The sequence below is a fragment of the Edaphobacter aggregans DSM 19364 genome, assembly GCF_000745965.1.
Lineage (GTDB): Bacteria > Acidobacteriota > Terriglobia > Terriglobales > Acidobacteriaceae > Edaphobacter > Edaphobacter aggregans.
In genome coordinates this window covers 1-18,592 of record NZ_JQKI01000035.1, presented here as the reverse complement: position 1 = coordinate 18,592, position 18,592 = coordinate 1, and the positions used below count along the sequence as shown (strand labels likewise).

Here is an 18,592-nt window from a genome sequence, read left to right as displayed (position 1 = left end):
CTGACGATGACAGGCAAGCTTGGAAACAGACAAAAATGAGCAAATTGCGCTCCCTCCCGCTCAACGCTAGTCCGTCACCATTTGGTGCTCTAACATCAACGTCGGCTGGGTGGCGCTGGAACATGTCGCTGATTGCGAACGGCATCTTGCCGATGCTCCTGTGCGTGTCCCTCTTTGCATTAAATCCCTGTCAGCCCCTCGATGAGCTATACCATTCTTCGTGGGACGCCCGGAATGGACTCAACGGAACTGTAACGGCGTTGGCGCAAACAACGGACGGCTTTCTATGGGTTGGAACGACCGACGGTCTTTATAGGTTCGACGGTATCTCCTTCGAGCGATATGGAGCACAAACAGGCCAACTTCCTTCCAATTTCGTTTCAGCTCTCTTGTCTGTCTATGACGGAGGCTTGTGGATCGGCTACGCCAGAGGAGGTGCGAGTTTTCTAAGGCAGGGACACGTGACCAATTACTCCGAGCGCGATGGTTTTCCAGTCAGTGCTGTTCGATCCTTCGCCCAGGATCGAACAGGAACTGTATGGGCTGCAGTCGTAGGCGGTTTCACTCGGCTAGAAGGACTGCGGTGGCGAACAATCCGTACCGATTGGAACTTCCCGCAGAAGTCGGCCTGGAAGCTTTTGGTTGACCGGGACGGAACACTCTGGGTTGCCGCAAGAAACCAGATCCTTGTTTTGCCCGAAGGAGAAAAGCGGTTTCAGGATACCGGAATCCGAACAGGTCGGGTGTTTGCCTTTATCCAAGCACCGGATGGAACGATCATTTTTCATGATAACGATAAGGACGCTGTACGCGTCATACGCCGCAGCAGAGACGGAAAGATTGAGGAACTACCTGACCTTCACATGCATGCGAGGGCTGCTTTGTTCGATCGAGATGGCGAACTTTGGATTGGGGGCGATACCCTAACTCGGATTCCGTTTCCGGAGCAAGCGCACACCCGCAAATCCAAGGAGATCTCAGAAAAATTCACCCACGTGCGAGGATTAACGGACGACGTTGTTGAAACCCTCCTGGAGGATCGAGAGGGGAATATCTGGGTCGGAACCGATGGCGGACTTGACCGATTTCGCTATCGTAATCTTCAATGGTATTCGTTGCCCGGCGACAGTTTCAGTTTAGTCCCAGGAAACCACGGCGATATATGGGTTGGCTCAAGTGGAGATAAGACCGTGCCGGTCTTAAGAGTCCAAGATCACAAACGTGCATTGAAGGCCCCCACAAATGTAATGACGGCATACCGCGATCCAGACGCCTCCATATGGATTAGCGCAAGAAATTCACTCTGGCAATGGAAACACGATAAATTCACAAGAATTCCTCCCCCTGAACAAGTAGAAAAGTTGAGCCTCTCCACAACACCAAGGGAACCGATTATTGCTTCCTCCATAACAAAAGATGGATCGGGGAGCGTTTGGGTCTCGTTTGGAGGCAGCGGCGAATTTGTATGGAAGGATGGAGCTTGGAGATTTGTTGAAGTCCTGTCACAACATCCAGATTGGGCGGCCAACTATGCGTTTACAGATGCTGCGGATCATGTTTGGCTCGCCTACGGAAACGTAGTAGCAGAGATAGACCACGGCAGGATTCGGACGTTCAGCGAGGCCGATGGTCTTACAACCGGTCCATTCAATGTCATCCTTGAAGGTAATCGGCAGGTTTGGGTCGGCGGGGAGTCTGGATTGTCGTATCTGCGCGGAGACCGGTTCAAAGTCCTTACGAGGGCCGACGGCCGCGGATTTGGATCGATTACAGGTATGGTTGCGTCGCCGGATGATGGACTGTGGCTCAGTGCTGACGTAGGTATCGTTCACATTTCTCAAACTGAGATTGAAAATGCGCTCCAGCATCCTGGACACGGGGTAGACTTCGAGGTCTTTGATCTCATTAGCGATCTGCCCGAGCAACTCCAGCGAGGTGGTACTTATTCGTCGGGAGCAATTCGGGGCGACGATGGCTTGCTTTGGTTTGCCACGCGCGCGGGAGTTGCGCGGATAGACTCTTCTCATATCCTTAAGAATCCATTTCCACCACCGGTGGTGATTCGAGCTGTCGTCGCCGACGATAGAACATATTCCAGCTTTATCGACCTGTCACTTCCCGCCTTAACCCGGAATCTTCGAATCGACTACACGGCCTTAAGTCTTTCGATACCTGAGCGAGTACGGTTCCGCTACAAGATGGAAGGTTGGGACGACGAATGGCATGACGCAGGTTCGCGCCGGCAAGCGTTTTACACAAATCTCGGGCCTGGAAAATATGTCTTCCGGGTAATCGCGTGCAACAATGATGGTGTATGGAATGAACTCGGAGCCAAGCTCAACTTCAGTGTTGCGCCCGCGTGGTATCAAACGGGTTGGCTCCGTGTTCTGTGTGTGGTTGCCAGTTTACTCGTAGTGTGGGTGCTGTATCGAGTACGACTTCGGCAGATCGCAAATGCCGCCAGCGCCCGCTTCGACGAACGGCTGGCGGAACGCACGCGCATGGCAAGAGAGCTCCATGATGCATTCCTCCAGACTGTTCAAGGTAGCAAGTTGGTTGCGGATCATGCACTGAAACGGTCCAGCGACCCCGTCCAAATGCACCGGGCTATGGAACAGCTCTCCGAGTGGCTTGCTCGCGCAATCCAGGAGGGACGAGCAGCATTGAATTCGCTGCGCACCTCAACCACACAGAAGAACGATCTTGCGGAGGCATTACAGAGGGCAACGGAGAATGGCTTCGTTCCGAGATCAATGACGGTCAAGTTTTCTGTGCTCGGTGATGCCAGTGAGATGCATCCAGTCGTCCGTGATGAGGTTTATCGCATCGGGTATGAAGCGATACGCAATGCCTGTCTGCACTCTTCGGCCACCCAATTAGCGATCGAGCTCAGATATTCGCAGGAGCTTACGCTGCGTATCAGTGACAACGGCATAGGTATCGACCCATCGATTACAGATAAAGGGAAGGACGGGCACTTCGGGCTGCAGGGAATGCGGGAGCGGGCGGATCGCGTCGGCGGCAAACTGACACTCGTGACCTCAACCTCCGGAACCGAAATTAAGCTGGTCGTCCCCGGAGGCATCATCTTCCGGCCCAGTAGTTCCCTTCGGCAGGCTCTGTTTGCAAAGATGAGCAATCTGTTTCGATTGAAGGGTGAAGACTCCAATCTCGACTGATCCGCTGAATTGTTGGGGCTCAGGATCGTGAATCATCGTGCTTCCGCTAAGATTCATCCTACCTTCCCTTTCCCAGTTTTTTGAGGAGCCGCAGCAGGATCAGCCGCTCCTCTTTCGAGAGGACCGCTACGCCTTCACCCGGTCAGACACCGTCGCCAGAGGCGAACTTAGACCGCTGCGCCGGAAGCGTTAGACGCTATGGCAGCTTCGTATGGCGGCGCTTGCTCGCTCTCCAATCACGACGGAAGGTGCCATAGTGTTGCCCGTGGTAATACGAGGAAGCACCGAAGCGTCGGCGATTCGAAGTCCCTGCACTCCATGTACCAACAAGTCGCCGCCGACTACCGACATGTCATCGTTACCCATCTTCGCCGTACAACTCTGGTGCCAGAAGGTTTGTACGGTACGCCGCAGGTAGCCTTCCATAGCTGCATCGTCGAGCGTCCCCGGTTCCAACTCGCGATCAACGACTGCTCGCAAGGAAGGCGAATTCCCTAGCTCACGACAGAAGTTGATGGCAGTTAGAGCAGCGTTCATATCCATCGGATCTGATAAGAGGTTCGGCTCGATGCGCATGCCGTCCGAGGCCTGCGGACCAGTCAAGAGCAATTGGCCACGGCTTCTGGGCTGAAGCACAGCCGACCGAATTCCGCAGATCAGTTTCTTCGGCTTGCCTACTCCATTCTCCGTGGCAAGCGGGCGTGCAATCAGGAACGCAGCCACGTCCGGAGAGAGTTTCTCAGGAGCGCTCTTCCACAGGGCAATGGCCTGTGTCAGCATAGAAGTCGATTCGGGGGACTCCGGTGCTTCCCAGAGACAGCCCGATAGCGGGTGGTCCTGAAGGTTCTGGCCAACACCAGGCAGGTGGTTAATGACTGGTATACCAAAGCGAACGAGTTGGTCGCGTGGACCAATCCCGGACTGCATCAGCAGCTTTGGAGTCTGTATCGCGCCAGATGAAACCACAACCTCCACACCCGCCAGTACGGTGATTACTTTGCCCAGGTGAATGAATTCCACACCCGTTGCCTTGTTGCTAGAGAAGAGGATCTTCGTGACGATTGCCCTTGTCAGTACGGTCAGATTGGGACGGTCCATCACGGGATAGGTATAGGAGCGGAAGATGGACTGGCGCCTCCCATCTTGGACATTCAATTCGGCTATGGAGCAGCCGCCGTCCGATTCCATCAGAGGACCATTCTGAGTGTCGAACCGTGGAAGTCCGGCCGCCTCTGCTGCTTCGAGAAAGGCGGGCGCTAGAGGTGTGTTGGGATTCGGTGCTACATAAACTCGACCATTGCATCCGCGGTACTTAATATCTCCGTCTCCGCGCCAGTCCTCGATCTGGTGATATAGCTTGCGAACGGCTTCGTGACTCCATGCCGGGTCCCCTGTACATTCTACGAAGAAGTCCCAGTCATTCTTGTGACCTACGGCCCATACGCACGCGTTGATGCTGGACCCTCCACCAAGAACCTTTCCCATTGGGTATGGGATGGTGCGCTCTTGAAGATGCTTTTCTGGCTGTGTTTCAAACTGCCAGGCCAGATCTGATTTGAGTGTCGACGGCCAGAGGTTGGGATCTGTGCAGGAGGGCAAATCATCAGTCCCTCCTGCTTCCAGAAGCAGCACCTTCACGTTGGCATTCTCCGCAAGTCGTCGAGCTACAACCGAACCGGAACTGCCGGCTCCGCAGATGACAAAGTCGTATGCGCTCAAGATATTCTCAGCCAGCCTCTGCTGATTCTGAGCCACTCGTACCGAGAAATTCGCACTCAACTCAGATTCTTTTGATGGTTCCACCACTAGACGTCCTCGCATTATCTCAATATTTATAGAAAGCATGCTGCGCACGTAGGTTCACCGCTACATGCGCAACCGCAACTAGGGCAAAGCTTGATTGACGCCGATTGCAGCGCCTGTCGCAGTCCCTCTGTCTCTCTGGGTTTCACTTTCTTGCCCTTCTCGGCACCCCCCCCTGCAACGATGGTGCGACTAGAAGTACGCGGTCGAGTGAAGAACCGCGCGCGCCTTTTAATTGGCGATGGCGATGTGTTCATCCTGCATCTCCCTCTACGTCAGTCTAGGCCGTAAGAACCAGTTGGGTAGCAATCGGTGGGCACAAAGGGCCAATGCGACGCCCGCTCTTTCCGTAAATCCACTTTGACGCTTGTGCGCTCCAGGATCCGGCCTTTCCTTTCACGCCCAGAGGACACCGCCTGAACCACCGAGTTGTCAGAAACTCGAACTGCTTTCCAGCGTTCCATCCCTCCGTGGGCCTCGATTGCCAAGTTCGCGAGGTCCGTGTGCAGAATTCCACTGCTTTGTGGCGTGTCTCTCAGTCTCTCATTTGTGTTCTCCAATTTGTATGTGTCTCTGATTTGAAGGTCATTGGCATCGCCTCCCGCCGAGATGTATGTCCCGGCCCTGATACGATTGTGGATGCAAACCGAATGCCAACCATAAGTGCTTGAAAAACAGGCGAGATCAGGCTGATTTGTTTATCGAGGTTTTCGCGGAATTCGTGGGGCTCGTGGGAATATTGTGTTTCTTACGGATTTGCAATTTCTTGATCTTGGTCATTAAGAGTCGACGGTGGAATGATTGCTTCCGTCCCGAGGTAAGTTTGCTCCATCGGTGTGCGCGAAAGCGGAGACGGAACATCGGCATCCGGGATGCCGTGGCGGCAAGTTTGCACGGTTAGTATGTTTCGCGTGGCTCGCCATGCTTGCCGTTAGGTCCATGGCGGCAGTCCCGGAGAATCCAAACGACGGGCTTGAGGCGATCGCTCAAAGCGATCACGATCTGGAATGGCGTAACCGCAAGTGCGGATGGGAGGATCTTTGTGAACTCCCCTCCCCTATCGTCGCGCCCGTTGCAGTCTGTAGGCTACGCGCTATAGGACGATATAGAGGTCAGCACGGTTAGTCAAAGTCAAAACGGACTTCCCTGCCCCACCGCATCCGTCGAATACACGCTCATCGACAACGCTGCACTTCCTTGTCGCCATGCCAATTGGAGAATCTTGGAAGTGCGAGCGAACCTCTTGTTCCCAACACGGGGACTTAATTTGGCAACAGCTTGTTGCCAAATTGAGTCCGCAACCGGCGTCGCACTAATTGGAGCTTGATTCAGTTGATCCATTGCATCCGCCAACATACAGAGGGAAATTGTCCTTGAAGAGGATTGGGCAATTCAAGCGTGTGCTGACAGGATGAAACGCCGACAGGCTGTTTGTGTCACGCAGGACATACTCGGTGTGCGGCCGAGATCTCGTCTCTCAGATCTCGGCCGCTGCGCGAGTGTCAAGCAGTGAGCTTATTCAAATTGGGACTACCGGCATTCCGGTGGAGGAATGCATCTACCGAAGCTGATGAACTGGAGGCGGGATAGTCCTTGCCGTACAGCGCAAGGTCCGCTAGCGCATCGATGAGAAGACTGGAGTCGTTGAGGCTCCCAGCGCGAATCAACTTCAGTCCCAGATTCTTTGCTGTCTCCTGAAACGCGATGTCGATGTCGTAGAGGACTTCAACGTGATCACAGAGAAAGCCAACGGGCTGGATGACAACCGTTTCGTAACCATCCGCCTTCAGCTGCGACAAGGTGTCCTCGACGGTTGGACCGATCCACGGCCCACCGCTCATGCCTTGACTCTGGAACGCGAAGCACCAGTCATCGGGGCTCAGGATATCCTTCAACTCCTCAGCAACCAACCGGGCTGTTTCTTTGCAGTCATCCGCATAGCTGTCGGGACCGTGCGCCAGGATCATCCCGTGGTATTCAACCGGGGCCTCGGAAGGTTCGATAGTACATGTCGGAACTGAGTGCGCCGTGAACAAAACGGCGACACGGTCGTGACGTTTCGATCGAGCGGCACTCAACGCTGCCTGCATCCTCTGCGCGAAGGCATCGATGAGCATGGGATGGTCCGCCCAACCTGCGACGAAGTCGACAGAGAACGATCCAGAAACCGCATTCTCGACTGCCCGTTTGAACAGACCAACGCTGGTCCGTGAGTTCTGAGGCGCCAGGCAAATCGCCCTTATTCTTTCGATACTAGCCAACCTCATGTCATCGACGACGTCGCGGATGAACGGCTTCCAATTACGCATGCCGACATACACCGGGTAGCCCAGGCGCTCACGCAAACGGTCTGCTTGCCGCATCGTCCAGCGAGTCAGGTGCGGACCTGCAATTGAGGGTGTGTCACGGAGGCCGATTGCAGCGTATCGCTCCTGAAGCTCATGCACAACCTGAGGCGGAACACCGCGTCCACCGGTTACAAGCTTGAGGTACTCTTCCATCTCTCCGAGCACGTCCGGAGTTCCGTGCGCGAGCAACAGGACCGCTTCTTTTGGGTTAGCTTGAATTTCCTTTTTCATCTCAACTCCATTCACCACCAGATCGGTGCACACCGTTTACTGCATTCACATCTTCAATCGGCCTTTGGGGCCAGTTTCAAAATCCCGAGTATCTCCGGATCGTCCAACTGTTGGGCAAGAGCATCTGCAGTCGCGCCGTTACTCACCGAAGTAACTTGAGCATATCGCCTCAGCAAGCGTGGAGGTAGATCGCCTGGGCTATGGTTGATATTGCATTTTCCGAGTAGCTGTGAAAGCGCACCATTGACGCGGCTAGTGCGAGTTTCTATGCGTCTGGCTTTGCGACCGATTCTGCTACGGTTCGCAACCACTTCGTAAAAGCAGTCAATGTCTTGAATTTGGCGCTGCTTTTGAGACGCGCGTAACCAATGCGCCTCGACTGCTCCTTAGGCAGGGGCATGACAGCACAGCCATCAGCCTGGATCACCGCCATTCGCGGCGCGATCGTTATTCCGGCTCCCGAGGCTACCAGAGGAAAGATGGATCCAAAGTGATCGGACTCGAAGACGGGTGCCATCTCCGCGCTGCCTCGCTTGCAGGCAATAAGCATGTCGTCCCTAAAGCAATGACCTTCCTTCAAAAGGAGAAGCCGCTCGCCTGAAAGATCCAGTTTGGCGGGTTGTGCCTGACAAAGTGTGTGCCCCTTTGGAGCCACAAGAACAAGGGGCTCGCGTAATAATTCGCTGCAGACAAGATCAGGTTGACGTAGAGGCAGGCTCACGATGATCACGTCGAGATCGCCTGCATGGAGCTTATCGACGAGGTTCGTTGTGATGTCTTCCGTCAAAATCATGTCGACCTCCGGATACAGGGTCGAGAATTCGGGAAGGTGGGGTGCGAGCAGGTAGGGAAGGACCGTCGGGATCACGCCAATGCGAAGCGGTCCACGGATGCCATCCTCCAGCTGCCGGACTTGCGACTCAGCGACCTTGGATCGGCTCAGTATTTCCTTTGCGTGGGAGTAGAAGATCTCCCCGGCGTGCGTCAAGCGTACTGACCTGGCCAGCCGCACAAAGAGGGTCGATCCAACTGATTTTTCTAATCTGCGAATCTGCAGAGAGAGCGTCGGCTGAGCTATCCCTTCCTGCTCTGCAGCCTTTGTGAAGCTGCCATATCGAACGACCGAACAAAAGTACCTAAGCTGTTGAAGTTCCATGGCCATCTCTATGATAGCCGTCTTTGGAACTGGCGTAGTAGCGATTGAAAAGCTACGAGACTCTGGAGAGGAGGCTTACAGTTCCGGCCGAGCTATAGATTCCCTGCCTCGTGGATCGGATCCAAAATCATTCTTCGACAACTGTCCTCTCCTCTCCCCTCAGGGGAAGCCAATGGAAAAACGGCTCCGCAACAGAGTGCTTGTTACGGAGCCAGGTGAGTCACTTATACGGTTACGGGTATTGATTCTGCGCTAATTGTGCCTGCGAGGAAAGCTTCAAGAGCCTTTGCAACACCTTTCCCGTAAGCTGGGTCCGCCTTGGCGCAGTTCGCAACATGGCGATCCCGGACTACTTTGGAGGCCGGACCGAGGGCCCGAGCCGTGTTCTCAAACAGACGCTGCTTTTCCTCCGCGCTGAACATCCGGAAGAGATTGCCAGGCTGTGAGTAGTAGTCGTGATCGTCCTCACGGAAATCAAACTTCTGAGCATCTCCGTTGATTGCCAATGGCGGCTCCGAGTAATCGGGCTGCTCTTGCCACTCGCCATGACGGTTCGGCTCGTAGCTGGTCGTGCCGCCATAGTTTCCGTCAACGCGCATCGCGCCGTCACGATGATAAGCATGGAACGGGCACTTTGGAGCGTTCACCGGAATCTGATAATGATTGACACCGAGGCGGTAGCGCTGCGTGTCGCCGTACGAGAACAGACGTCCTTGAAGCATCCGATCCGGCGAGAAGCCGATTCCCGGGACGATGTTCGTCGGAGCAAAGGCGGCTTGCTCGACATCCGCGAAGAAGTTCTCGGGATTCCTGTTCAACTCCATGACGCCGACTTCGATCAGAGGATAGTCCGCGTGAGGCCACACCTTCGTGAGATCGAACGGGTGGATGTGGTAGGTGTTCGCATCCTCCTCGTTCATGATCTGCACATACAGCTTCCAGCGGGGGAAGTCGCCCCTCTCGATGGCCTCGTACAGATCGCGCTGGTGGGTCTCACGATCCTTACCCACAAGGGCTTCCGCCTCCTGATCTGTGAGGTTCTGAATGCCCTGCTGGGTCTTGAAGGTGAACTTCACCCAGAAACGCTTGTTCTCCGAGCTGATGAAGCTGTACGTGTGGCTGCCAAAGCCGTGCATATGACGGAAGGAGCGCGGGATTCCACGATCGCTCATGACAACAGTGACCTGGTGCAGAGCCTCGGGAAGGTTCGTCCAGAAGTCCCAGTTGCTATCTGCGCTGCGCATGCCGGTTCGCGGATCGCGCTTGATGGCGTGGTTGAGATCGGGGAACTTGAGAGGATCACGAAGGAAGAAGACAGGGGTGTTGTTTCCAACCAGGTCCCAGTTACCTTCCTCGGTATAGAACTTCAGCGCGAAGCCGCGGATGTCGCGCTCGGCATCGGCCGCACCACGCTCACCGGCAACCGTCGAGAAGCGAGCAAACATCGGAGTCACCTTGCCCACCTCGGAGAAGATCTTCGCCTTGGTGTACTGGGTGATGTCGTGCGTTACGGTGAAGGTTCCAAAAGCGCCTGCGCCCTTGGCATGCATACGCCGCTCTGGAATCACCTCGCGGTCAAAGTGGGCCATCTTTTCGATCAGCCATACGTCCTCGAGTAAGGCCGGCCCGCGTTTGCCAGCGGTCTTAATATTCTGATTGTCATTAACTGGAGCGCCGAACGCTGTTGTCAGTTTCTTCATGATTCTCCTCTCTTTCATAGTTGGTTGTTGGTTTCCAGGCCGCTCCCTCACTTCAAGCCGCAGCGGGAGTCCCCGGAACGGTTGCCCATAGAGATCGAATTCTTGATGCGAGCGGCGTTCTCTTCCCTTTTTGCGTCTGCTGTGCGCAGGTTGCTCATCGAAACAACTTGAGCGTATCGCACCAGCAAGCGTGGAGGTAGATTGGCTGAGCTATAGTTGATATTGCATTTTCCGAATAGCTGCGAGAGCGCAACATTGACGCGGCTCGTGCGAGATTCTATGCATCCGGCATTGCGATCGATTCCGCTACGGTTCGCAACCACTTTGTAAAAGCAGCAACGTCCTGAGCCTGGCGCTGCTCTTGAGACGCGCGTAACCAATGCGCCTCGACGATGGAAGGTTGAGGACGGCGCTTAGACTGATGGTTGGGATTGATTGGAGGGAAATACCGTGCCTGAGTTGCCAAGCGTTCCGATTACCCTTGAAGGTTCCAGCGTTCTTCATCAAATGTTTCGATTTGACTGGGAGTCATGGAAGAAGCTGTCTGTGCAGGATCAACGGAAAATAGAAGCCGAGGCCGTCAAACTTGTTCAAGCGTGACCTTTGATGTGAGGTTCAAGGACTCACGCAGTGACCTTTTTTTGAGCTTCGGATCAGACAGCTGTCAGATCCCTATTGTGTGCTGCGTCTTGAGATTTAGGGGATCTATCGAACCAATCGTAGAATGTGGGCAGCAAAAATAGAGTCAGCAAAGTTGAACTGATCAGTCCGCCGATCACGACTGTCGCCAAGGGCCGCTGGACTTCGGCTCCAGTTGAAGTGGAAATAGCCATGGGAACGAATCCGAGACTGGCGACAAGGGCTGTCATCAGTACCGGTCTCAAACGGCGGCCTGCTCCTTGCAGGACTGCATGGTGTAGCGAGGCGCCTTCGTCTCTCAATTGGTTGATGGAACTAACGAGCACTACACCATTAAGTACTGCGACCCCCAGCAGGGCGATGAAGCCTACCGAAGCGGAGAGATTCAGATTGAGGTGGAATATCCATAGAGCGGCAATGCCGCCTACCAGTGCGAATGGCACGTTGACCAGAATCAGCATGGCCTGCTTGATGGAATGGAATGTCATATAAAGCAGGCCGCATACGATCGCGAGCGCCAGCGGGACCACCAACAGGAGTCGCCGCGTTGCGCGCTGCTGGTTCTCAAATTGACCGCCATAAGTGATGGTGTAACCGGCAGGCAGCTTCACATTGTTATTCACCTTCTGCTGGACTTCCGCAACAAAACTGCCAAGGTCGCGGCCTCTCACATTCGACATGACGACAATGCGCCGCTGTCCCTGTTCGCGATTGATCTTCTCGGCTGCGCGCGTCACATCGACGTCCGCGACCTGACTCAGCGTCACCATCTCTCCGCCTGGAGCATGCAATGGGATTTCACGCATCGATGCGAAGTCGGAGCGATACCGATCGGGCAGGCGTAGCGCTATAGTGTAACGGCGTTGGCCGTCGATCACCTGCGAGACCACCGCTCCCGAAGCGCCCGCTTCCACTGCCTGTTGCACATCGAGGACATTCAATCCATAGCGCGCCAGCGCGTCCCTTCGAATCTTCACGGTCAGCTCCGCAACGCCGGAGTTGATTTCCATCTGCGCGTCGGCAGCGCCGCGTACGGCATTTACCTGGCGGAGCACCTGTTGCGCGAGCGAGTCGAGCTGTTGGAAGTCGTTTCCGAATACCTTGACGGCCAGATCGGCTTTCACGCCGGACACGGTCTCGTCGAGCCTCATGGCCATTGGCTGGGTAAAGTCGTAGCTAATGCCGGGAATCTGCGTGAGCGCTTTGTCCATGGCATCGATGAGTTCTTCTTTGGAGTGGAACCTTTTCCACTCGTGAGTTGGGGCGAGGGCAACATAGACGTCGCCTTCGTTAATGCCCATGGCCTCGGTGGCAAAGTCGGGGCGGCCGATCTTGGTCGTAACATCCTCAATTTCTGGAAAGGCGCGAAGTGTCTTCTCGACCCGCTTCGAGATCTCTATGGAGTCAGTGAGCGAGACACCCGGGAGCTTGCGTGTCTCAACCAAGATGGAGCCTTCGTCGAGACGCGGCATGAACTCGGTGCCGATAAATGCCAGTGAAGCCAGCGAGGCGATCATGACGACGGCCATTGCGGCGATGATGGCGATGCGGTGGCTAATCACCCAGGACAGGCCTGCGATGTAACGGTGGCTCAACGGCTCCATCCAGTGCTGGTTCGTCTCCTTTTTCTTCCGGCGAAGTCCCTTGCGAAATACGAAGGAGCTGAACACGGGAATGACGGTGAGGGCTAGCAGCAAGGAGCCGAGCAGCGCCGTGCAGACCGTGATGGCCATGGGGCGGAACATGCGTCCCTCCAGCCCCTCCAGAAAGAGGATAGGAAGATAGACGGCGATGATAATGCCGACGCCAAATGCCATTGGCCGAGCGACCTCAAGGCCCGCAGTGGCAATCGAAGTCGTCGGAAACTCCTCTTCTCCATGTTCCTGCATTCGATGCACTGAGTTTTCGATCATCACGACCGCGCCATCGACGATCATGCCGAAGTCGATAGCGCCTAAGCTCATCAGGTTAGCGGTGATGCCGAAGAATTTCATCCCCAGGAAGCTGAAGAGCAGAGAGAGTGGAATGATCGATGCCGTCACCAGTGCGGCGCGGAAGCTGCCGAGAAAGAGCAGCAATACGACTGTGACCAGGATGAAGCCTTCAAAAAGATTATGCTCGACCGTGTGAATGGTTCCGTCAATGACAGTCGATTGATCGTAGAAGGGCTTGAGCGTGACGCCCGCCGGCAAATGGAGGCTGGCGATCTTTTGCTTCACCAGTTCGATGACATTTTTGCCGTTCTCGCCTTTCAGCATGATGACCATGCCCGAGATGGCCTCGCCATTTCGTAGGACTGCGCCCTGGCGGGGCGCTGGTCCAATCGTCACTTGCGCGACATCCTGCAGCATGACCGGCGTGCCCTGGTTGGCAAGCAGAACAATGTTGCCAATATCGCCGACGCTGGTGGTCCTGCCAAGGCCGCGCAAGGTGTACTGTTCATACGCGTGCTCGATGTATCCGCCACCGAAGTTGGTGTTGTTCTCGGCGACTCGCGTGGCCATGTCCTTGAGCGTGAGTCCATACTGTTGTAGAAGGGCTGGATCTACCTTGATCTGATATTGCTTTGTCTCGCCGCCCCAGGTATTTATATCACTGACACCGGGGATCGTTCGTAGCTGCGGCTTGATCTCCCACTCCTGCACATCCTTCAGTTCCATGGGTGAGAGTCCGTTTCCTGTAAGCGTGTATTGATAGAGTTCCCCAAAGGCGGTCGATGGCGGACTGAGGACTGGCTGTATCCCCGCGGGAAGCGAAGTTGCCACCTGTTGCAGACGCTCGTTGACCAGCTGGCGCGCGAAATAGGTAGGAACAGTGTCGTCGAAGACCACGGTCACCATCGATAGCCCCAGCTTGGAGAGGGAGCGCACCTCCTGTTGCTTCGGCATTCCCATCAACGTGCGCTCAACAGGATAGGTGACAAGCTGCTCGACTTCCGTGGGAGGCATCGACGGCGCTTCGGTCACGATAACGACCTGATTGTTGGTCAGGTCAGGGAAGGCATCGACAGGAATGGTGTAAATAACCCAGCAGCCTGCCGCAGTCAGCACAAGAACGCCAAGCAGTACGGTCCAGCGATGTGCAAGCGAGAAAGTAAGAATTCTTGCGAACATGTCGGATCAGTCCCCCTGCATGGAAGCTTTGAGGAGTTGAGATTTCAGTAGAAAGCTGCCCTGGGTCACCACCTCTTCACCTGGGCGCACGCCCTCAGCGAGGGCGACTTTGCCATTCACGGAACTGCCAACCCGCACGGGGCGCGGCGTGAAGCGGTCGGCTGCCTGGCGAACAAAGACAACGTCTTGGCCGTTCACCTGCTGCACGGCCTCTGGCGTAATCAGGATAAGCGGACGTGTTTCACCGACAGCGATCTCTGCTGTTGCCAGCATCTCGGGGCGCAGAATTCCCCCGCTGTGTTCTATGTCGATACGAACCTGAAGACGGCGCGTTGTTGGGTCGAACTCCTGACCGAGATTGCTAATCCGTCCAGCGAATCGTTGCCCCGTGCCCCCTGGAAGCGTCACCCATGCGCTCTGGCCAACCTTCAACTGACTGAGTTGTTCCTGACCTACGGAGGCGAGCATCCACAAGTGCTTCGGGTCTCCGAGAACGAAGATGTCGGTGACTGGCGCCACGGTCGTACCGGGAGTCGCATTCTTCTGCAGAACGTATCCGCTCGCCGGTGCGACAATCGGGATCAGTTCCGCAGTTTCGTCATTTGCGTTTGCCGGCAGGTCGGCGAAAATACCGAGGTTTTCCTCCAGATGTGTTCTGCTGCGGACGACATCGGTCTGGCCATTCTCAAGGGCTGTTTTCGCATTGACCAGTTCCTGCCGCGCCTGCTCTGTTTGTTCGACCGAAGCGGCGCGGAGAGCATAAAGACGCTGCATGCGGTCGAAGTTCACTTGCGCCAGAGACTCAGCGGACTGCAGGCGGCTTTTCTCGGCAACAGCCATCGCATATGCGGCCTGAGCTTCGTGTATGGCGTGGCTGTGCATGCGCGCCAGCACCGCGCCTTTATGTACGTAATCTCCCAGATTGGCGTAGACACGCTCGATGCGCCCGGTCGTGAGCACACCAACATGCCAGCTCTCGTTGTCGGGTAACACAATTTTCCCCGGAGACTGAAGCAGGTCCGACTCCTGCTGGACAGCGAGCGTTGTGGTGGCGATAGCTCCCCGTTGTTCGGCGACGGGAAGCACTATCTCCGCTCCGTCGCTTGCGCTCTTCGATGCTGCAATCTGACTCGAGGCATTGGCTCGAGCATTGGACTCACTTGCTGCCGCACTGTGGCAACCGCTCGCGAAGCCTGCGATCGCTGCAAGGACCGAAAGCACCAGCATCGCTATGACATACCATTTCCATTTCTGTTGTTCCGCGCACAATCTCATAGATTCTCGCCGTTGCAGTTCCAAATCAGTTTCTATATTCATGGCTCTAGTCCTTCTGCGTATTCCAGTGAAACAACGCTCTGGTGGTAATTGCCCAGCGCCTCCACCCATGCGCTCTGGGTGTCCACACGCAACTGCTCCGCATCCAGCAGCCGGAGTAGATCGGTGCCGCCTTCGCGATATGCCGCACGCGAGATATTTGCAATATCAACTGCCTGGTCGAGAAGAGGTCGATAACGATCCGTAACCTGACGCTTCCACATCCCATAGGACATGCGGGCCAACGTCAGATCGCTCGCACTCTGCTGTTGGACAGCAGCGAGCGTGGACCTGTTGGCTTCGATATCGAATCGCGCTGCGGCTACCGCTCCCTGATTGCGGTCAAAGACGGGCAGGTTCATCTGAAAGCCGGCAACCATCGTATTCAAGCCAGCCGTGCGTTTGTATCCGACGAGTGCATCAATGTCAGGTCGCCCTTGAGCCTTCTGCGTCATAAGATTCGCGCGGGCGGTATCGATTGCCTGCTGAGCCAGCTTAACTTCGATACGCTCGTTCTGTGGACTGTCCGCAGAATCAGGATTCTTTGGCTCGTTGAGTAATTCAAAGGGTTCGCTCAACCGCCAGTTCCCTGCTTGGGCCAATCCCATCTCACGGGCAAGTTGCTGCTTTGCCTCGGATTCTGCCAATCTGCTGGATTCAGTATTCGCTTCGGCGCGAGCCTCTTCCAGTCGCACGCGCAGAAGATCGACTGCGGCAATCTTTCCCTCGTTGAAGCGCTTCTCGTTATAGTCAAGAATCTCGCGATAGTACCCGACACTCTGCTCCGCCAGAAGTTGCAGATACTGAAGGCGCAGGGCATCCCAGGAAGTTTGAGCTACGCGAAGTTCTATTGACCTCTTCCGTTGCTCGAGCGTGAGCTGAGACCGGTAAACGGCGCTGTTGGCCGTGGCAATGCGCGCTCCCCGTCTTCCAGACACCTCAAGCGCTTCGGTCGCGTAGGCGTACGTATCGACGTTCTGGGTGAAGTTCATGTCAGGCCGCAGATTTTCCGACTGATAAAAAAGCCTGGGGTTGGGAATAAATCCCGCCTGGCGGCGCAGCTGGGCACTTGATGCCTCAACCTGCGCCGCCGCCTGCAGCTCTGCCCGCTTGCTCATGGCCGACGTAATCGCGTCGCTAAGAGAGAGCGCCTGCGCTGATGGATCCTCCGCGAAGCCGCAGGGCGAGAAGAGAACCAAAACGGCAATCACTACAGTCAGAGAAACTAGCCATCTGGATATTGTTTGCTTCATATGCCTGACGTGGATAAGGCAACTGAAAGGCCAAACAAATCATGTACCAGGCTATTGCAATAACGGGTGATTACGACCGCACGGTTTCCAATGTGGACAAACATTCAAACCCGCGTCCAAAGTTTTGAACAACGTGAAGTCCTGCTACAAGCCATATTTCGAGAGTTTATAGCTGAGATCGCTCTTGGAAAGACCAAGCCTCCTTGCCGCTTCCGTCTTCGATCCATTGGTCTTCGTCAGCGTCTGCTCAATGATCCTTCGCTCCCAGGACGCGAGCGTGCTGCGCAAGTGAAATTCTTCCGGCAGCGACGCTCCATTAAACACGGGAGGACCGGATTCTGCGTCTGTCTCATTCTGTAGAACCTCCGGTAAATCAAACCAGAGTATCTCCGGGCCGTTCGTCAAAATGCAGGCCCGCTCCAGCAGGTTGCGGAGTTCTCGCACATTGCCAGGAAAGCTGTATGACATGAGTTGCTGCAGAGCATCCGGGTGAAGCGTACGCTTTGTCGTTTTTAGGTCGCTTGTGATCTGGTGCAGCAGGTATTCTGCGATCTCAGGAATATCTGTGATTCTCTCGCGCAGCGGTGGGACCGCGATAGGGACAATGGCGAGCCGGTAGTAGAGGTCTTGGCGGAAGTTTCCTTCCTGCACTTCTTTCCTCAGATCGCGGTGCGTTGCCGTCAGCACGCGGACATCGACATCCCGCGCAACCGTAGAGCCAACGCGGGTGATCTTTCCTTCCGCCAGAACGCGCAGGAGCTTGGCCTGGGCCGCGGCGGACATCTCTCCCGCTTCATCCAGGAAAAGCGTTCCCTGGTGTGCCGCTTCAAAGAGTCCGTGGCGTGTCTTGTCGGCTCCGGTGAATGCGCCTCGTTCATGCCCAAAGAGTTCGCTCTCCAGCAGTGTTTCGGAAAATGCTGCGCAGTTGACGCTGATGAGCGGCGTGTTTGCTCGCGTGCTGTTTTTGTGGATTGCTCTTGCTACGAGTTCTTTCCCTGTTCCTGTTTCTCCGGTTATCAGTACCGTTGCTTCTGTCGGTCCGACCCGTGAGATGAGTTGGCGCAATTTTGCGACAGGTATGCTGCTGCCCCTGATCTCCGATTGTCCTTCAAGCCTGTCGACGGTATTGCGTAGCAGATGGTTTTCGCGCTGCAACGAGGCCCATTCTGCCGCGCGCTGAACAACTGCCCGCAGGTTGTCTGAAGAAAATGGCTTGGTTAGGAAGTCGAACGCTCCGTTACGCATTGCGTCGACTGCGAGTTGAACTGTGCCGTAGGCGGTTAGCAAAACTACTGCTGTAGATGGTTCCGGCTGCTGGATTGCTTTGAGAACCTCGGAGCCTTCGCCATCAGGTAGCTTCTGGTCGAGCAGGACGACTTCGAAGTCATTGCCATTGACCGCCTGCAACCCTTCTTTGACTGTTGCTGCTTCCACCAGGACGTGCCTGTCCTGCCGAAGGTTTGCGGAAAGTACCTTCCGCATATTGGATTCGTCTTCAACGATGAGAACTCGGGCCATGCTAAAGCTCCCTCACTGTGTGCGTTTGCACCGTATCTTCTCTATCTATGGAAGGAACCCTGATCGTGAAGACGATGTGGTCTGTGTCGTTCCGCTCCAGATGCAGTTCACCATGGTGCCTGTCTACAATGCTTCTGGCGATCGCAAGGCCAAGACCGGTACCACCCTCTTTCGCGGTAAAGAATGGCTCAAAGATATGATGCACCACACGGAGCGGAATCGCAGGACCCGCATTTTCAATTCTGATCTGAAGACTCTGTCTGGACTGCTTTAGGACGGCAATCAGAATGGACCCGCTTTGCGGCGAGGCTTCAATGGCGTTGCGCATCAGGTTGAGA

10 protein-coding genes are annotated in these 18,592 nt (G+C 55.4%); 1 reads left to right on the top strand and 9 read right to left on the bottom strand.

What is annotated here, in order from left to right; all coding sequences use genetic code 11:
* The first annotated feature begins 122 nt into the window (after window positions 1–122).
* Window positions 123–3,179, top strand: a complete 3,057-nt coding sequence (locus Q363_RS15220; RefSeq protein WP_035351714.1) for a sensor histidine kinase — start codon at window positions 123–125, stop codon at window positions 3,177–3,179.
* Window positions 3,180–3,368: 189 nt separating this feature from the next.
* Here Q363_RS15220 and Q363_RS15215 read toward each other — a convergent pair whose 3' ends face one another.
* The 9 genes from Q363_RS15215 to Q363_RS15170 all read right to left on the bottom strand — a co-directional run.
* Window positions 3,369–4,898 carry a GMC family oxidoreductase gene (locus Q363_RS15215; protein ID WP_245632239.1) on the bottom strand — a complete coding sequence of 510 codons (1,530 nt, stop codon included), beginning with the start codon at window positions 4,896–4,898 and terminating at the stop codon, window positions 3,369–3,371.
* Between the two features lie 1,586 nt (window positions 4,899–6,484).
* Complete coding sequence (gene hemH, locus Q363_RS15210) at window positions 6,485–7,561, bottom strand: ferrochelatase (protein WP_051978802.1); 1,077 nt, start codon at window positions 7,559–7,561, stop codon at window positions 6,485–6,487.
* Window positions 7,562–7,826: 265 nt separating this feature from the next.
* A complete protein-coding gene (locus Q363_RS15205; RefSeq protein WP_035351708.1) occupies window positions 7,827–8,717 on the bottom strand; it encodes a LysR family transcriptional regulator in 891 nt (296 codons plus the stop codon).
* Window positions 8,718–8,941: 224 nt separating this feature from the next.
* Window positions 8,942–10,417, bottom strand: a complete 1,476-nt coding sequence (locus Q363_RS15200) for a catalase (protein WP_035351706.1) — start codon at window positions 10,415–10,417, stop codon at window positions 8,942–8,944.
* 653 nt (window positions 10,418–11,070) lie between these two features.
* The gene (locus Q363_RS15190; protein ID WP_035351701.1) at window positions 11,071–14,169 is read right to left on the bottom strand and encodes an efflux RND transporter permease subunit; all 3,099 of its coding nucleotides are present in this window, start codon (window positions 14,167–14,169) and stop codon (window positions 11,071–11,073) included.
* 6 nt (window positions 14,170–14,175) lie between these two features.
* Window positions 14,176–15,444, bottom strand: a complete 1,269-nt coding sequence (locus Q363_RS15185; RefSeq protein WP_169747000.1) for an efflux RND transporter periplasmic adaptor subunit — start codon at window positions 15,442–15,444, stop codon at window positions 14,176–14,178.
* A 38-nt stretch (window positions 15,445–15,482) separates the two neighbouring features.
* Window positions 15,483–16,601 (bottom strand): TolC family protein, encoded by a 1,119-nt coding sequence (locus Q363_RS15180; RefSeq protein ID WP_211256193.1) that lies wholly within the window; start codon window positions 16,599–16,601, stop codon window positions 15,483–15,485.
* Between the two features lie 279 nt (window positions 16,602–16,880).
* Window positions 16,881–18,254, bottom strand: coding sequence for a sigma-54-dependent transcriptional regulator (locus Q363_RS15175; protein ID WP_035351692.1), 1,374 nt, complete (start codon window positions 18,252–18,254; stop codon window positions 16,881–16,883).
* 1 nt (window position 18,255) lies between these two features.
* The coding region (locus Q363_RS15170; protein WP_157466931.1) for an ATP-binding protein at window positions 18,256–18,592 on the bottom strand (337 nt) is incomplete at its 5' end.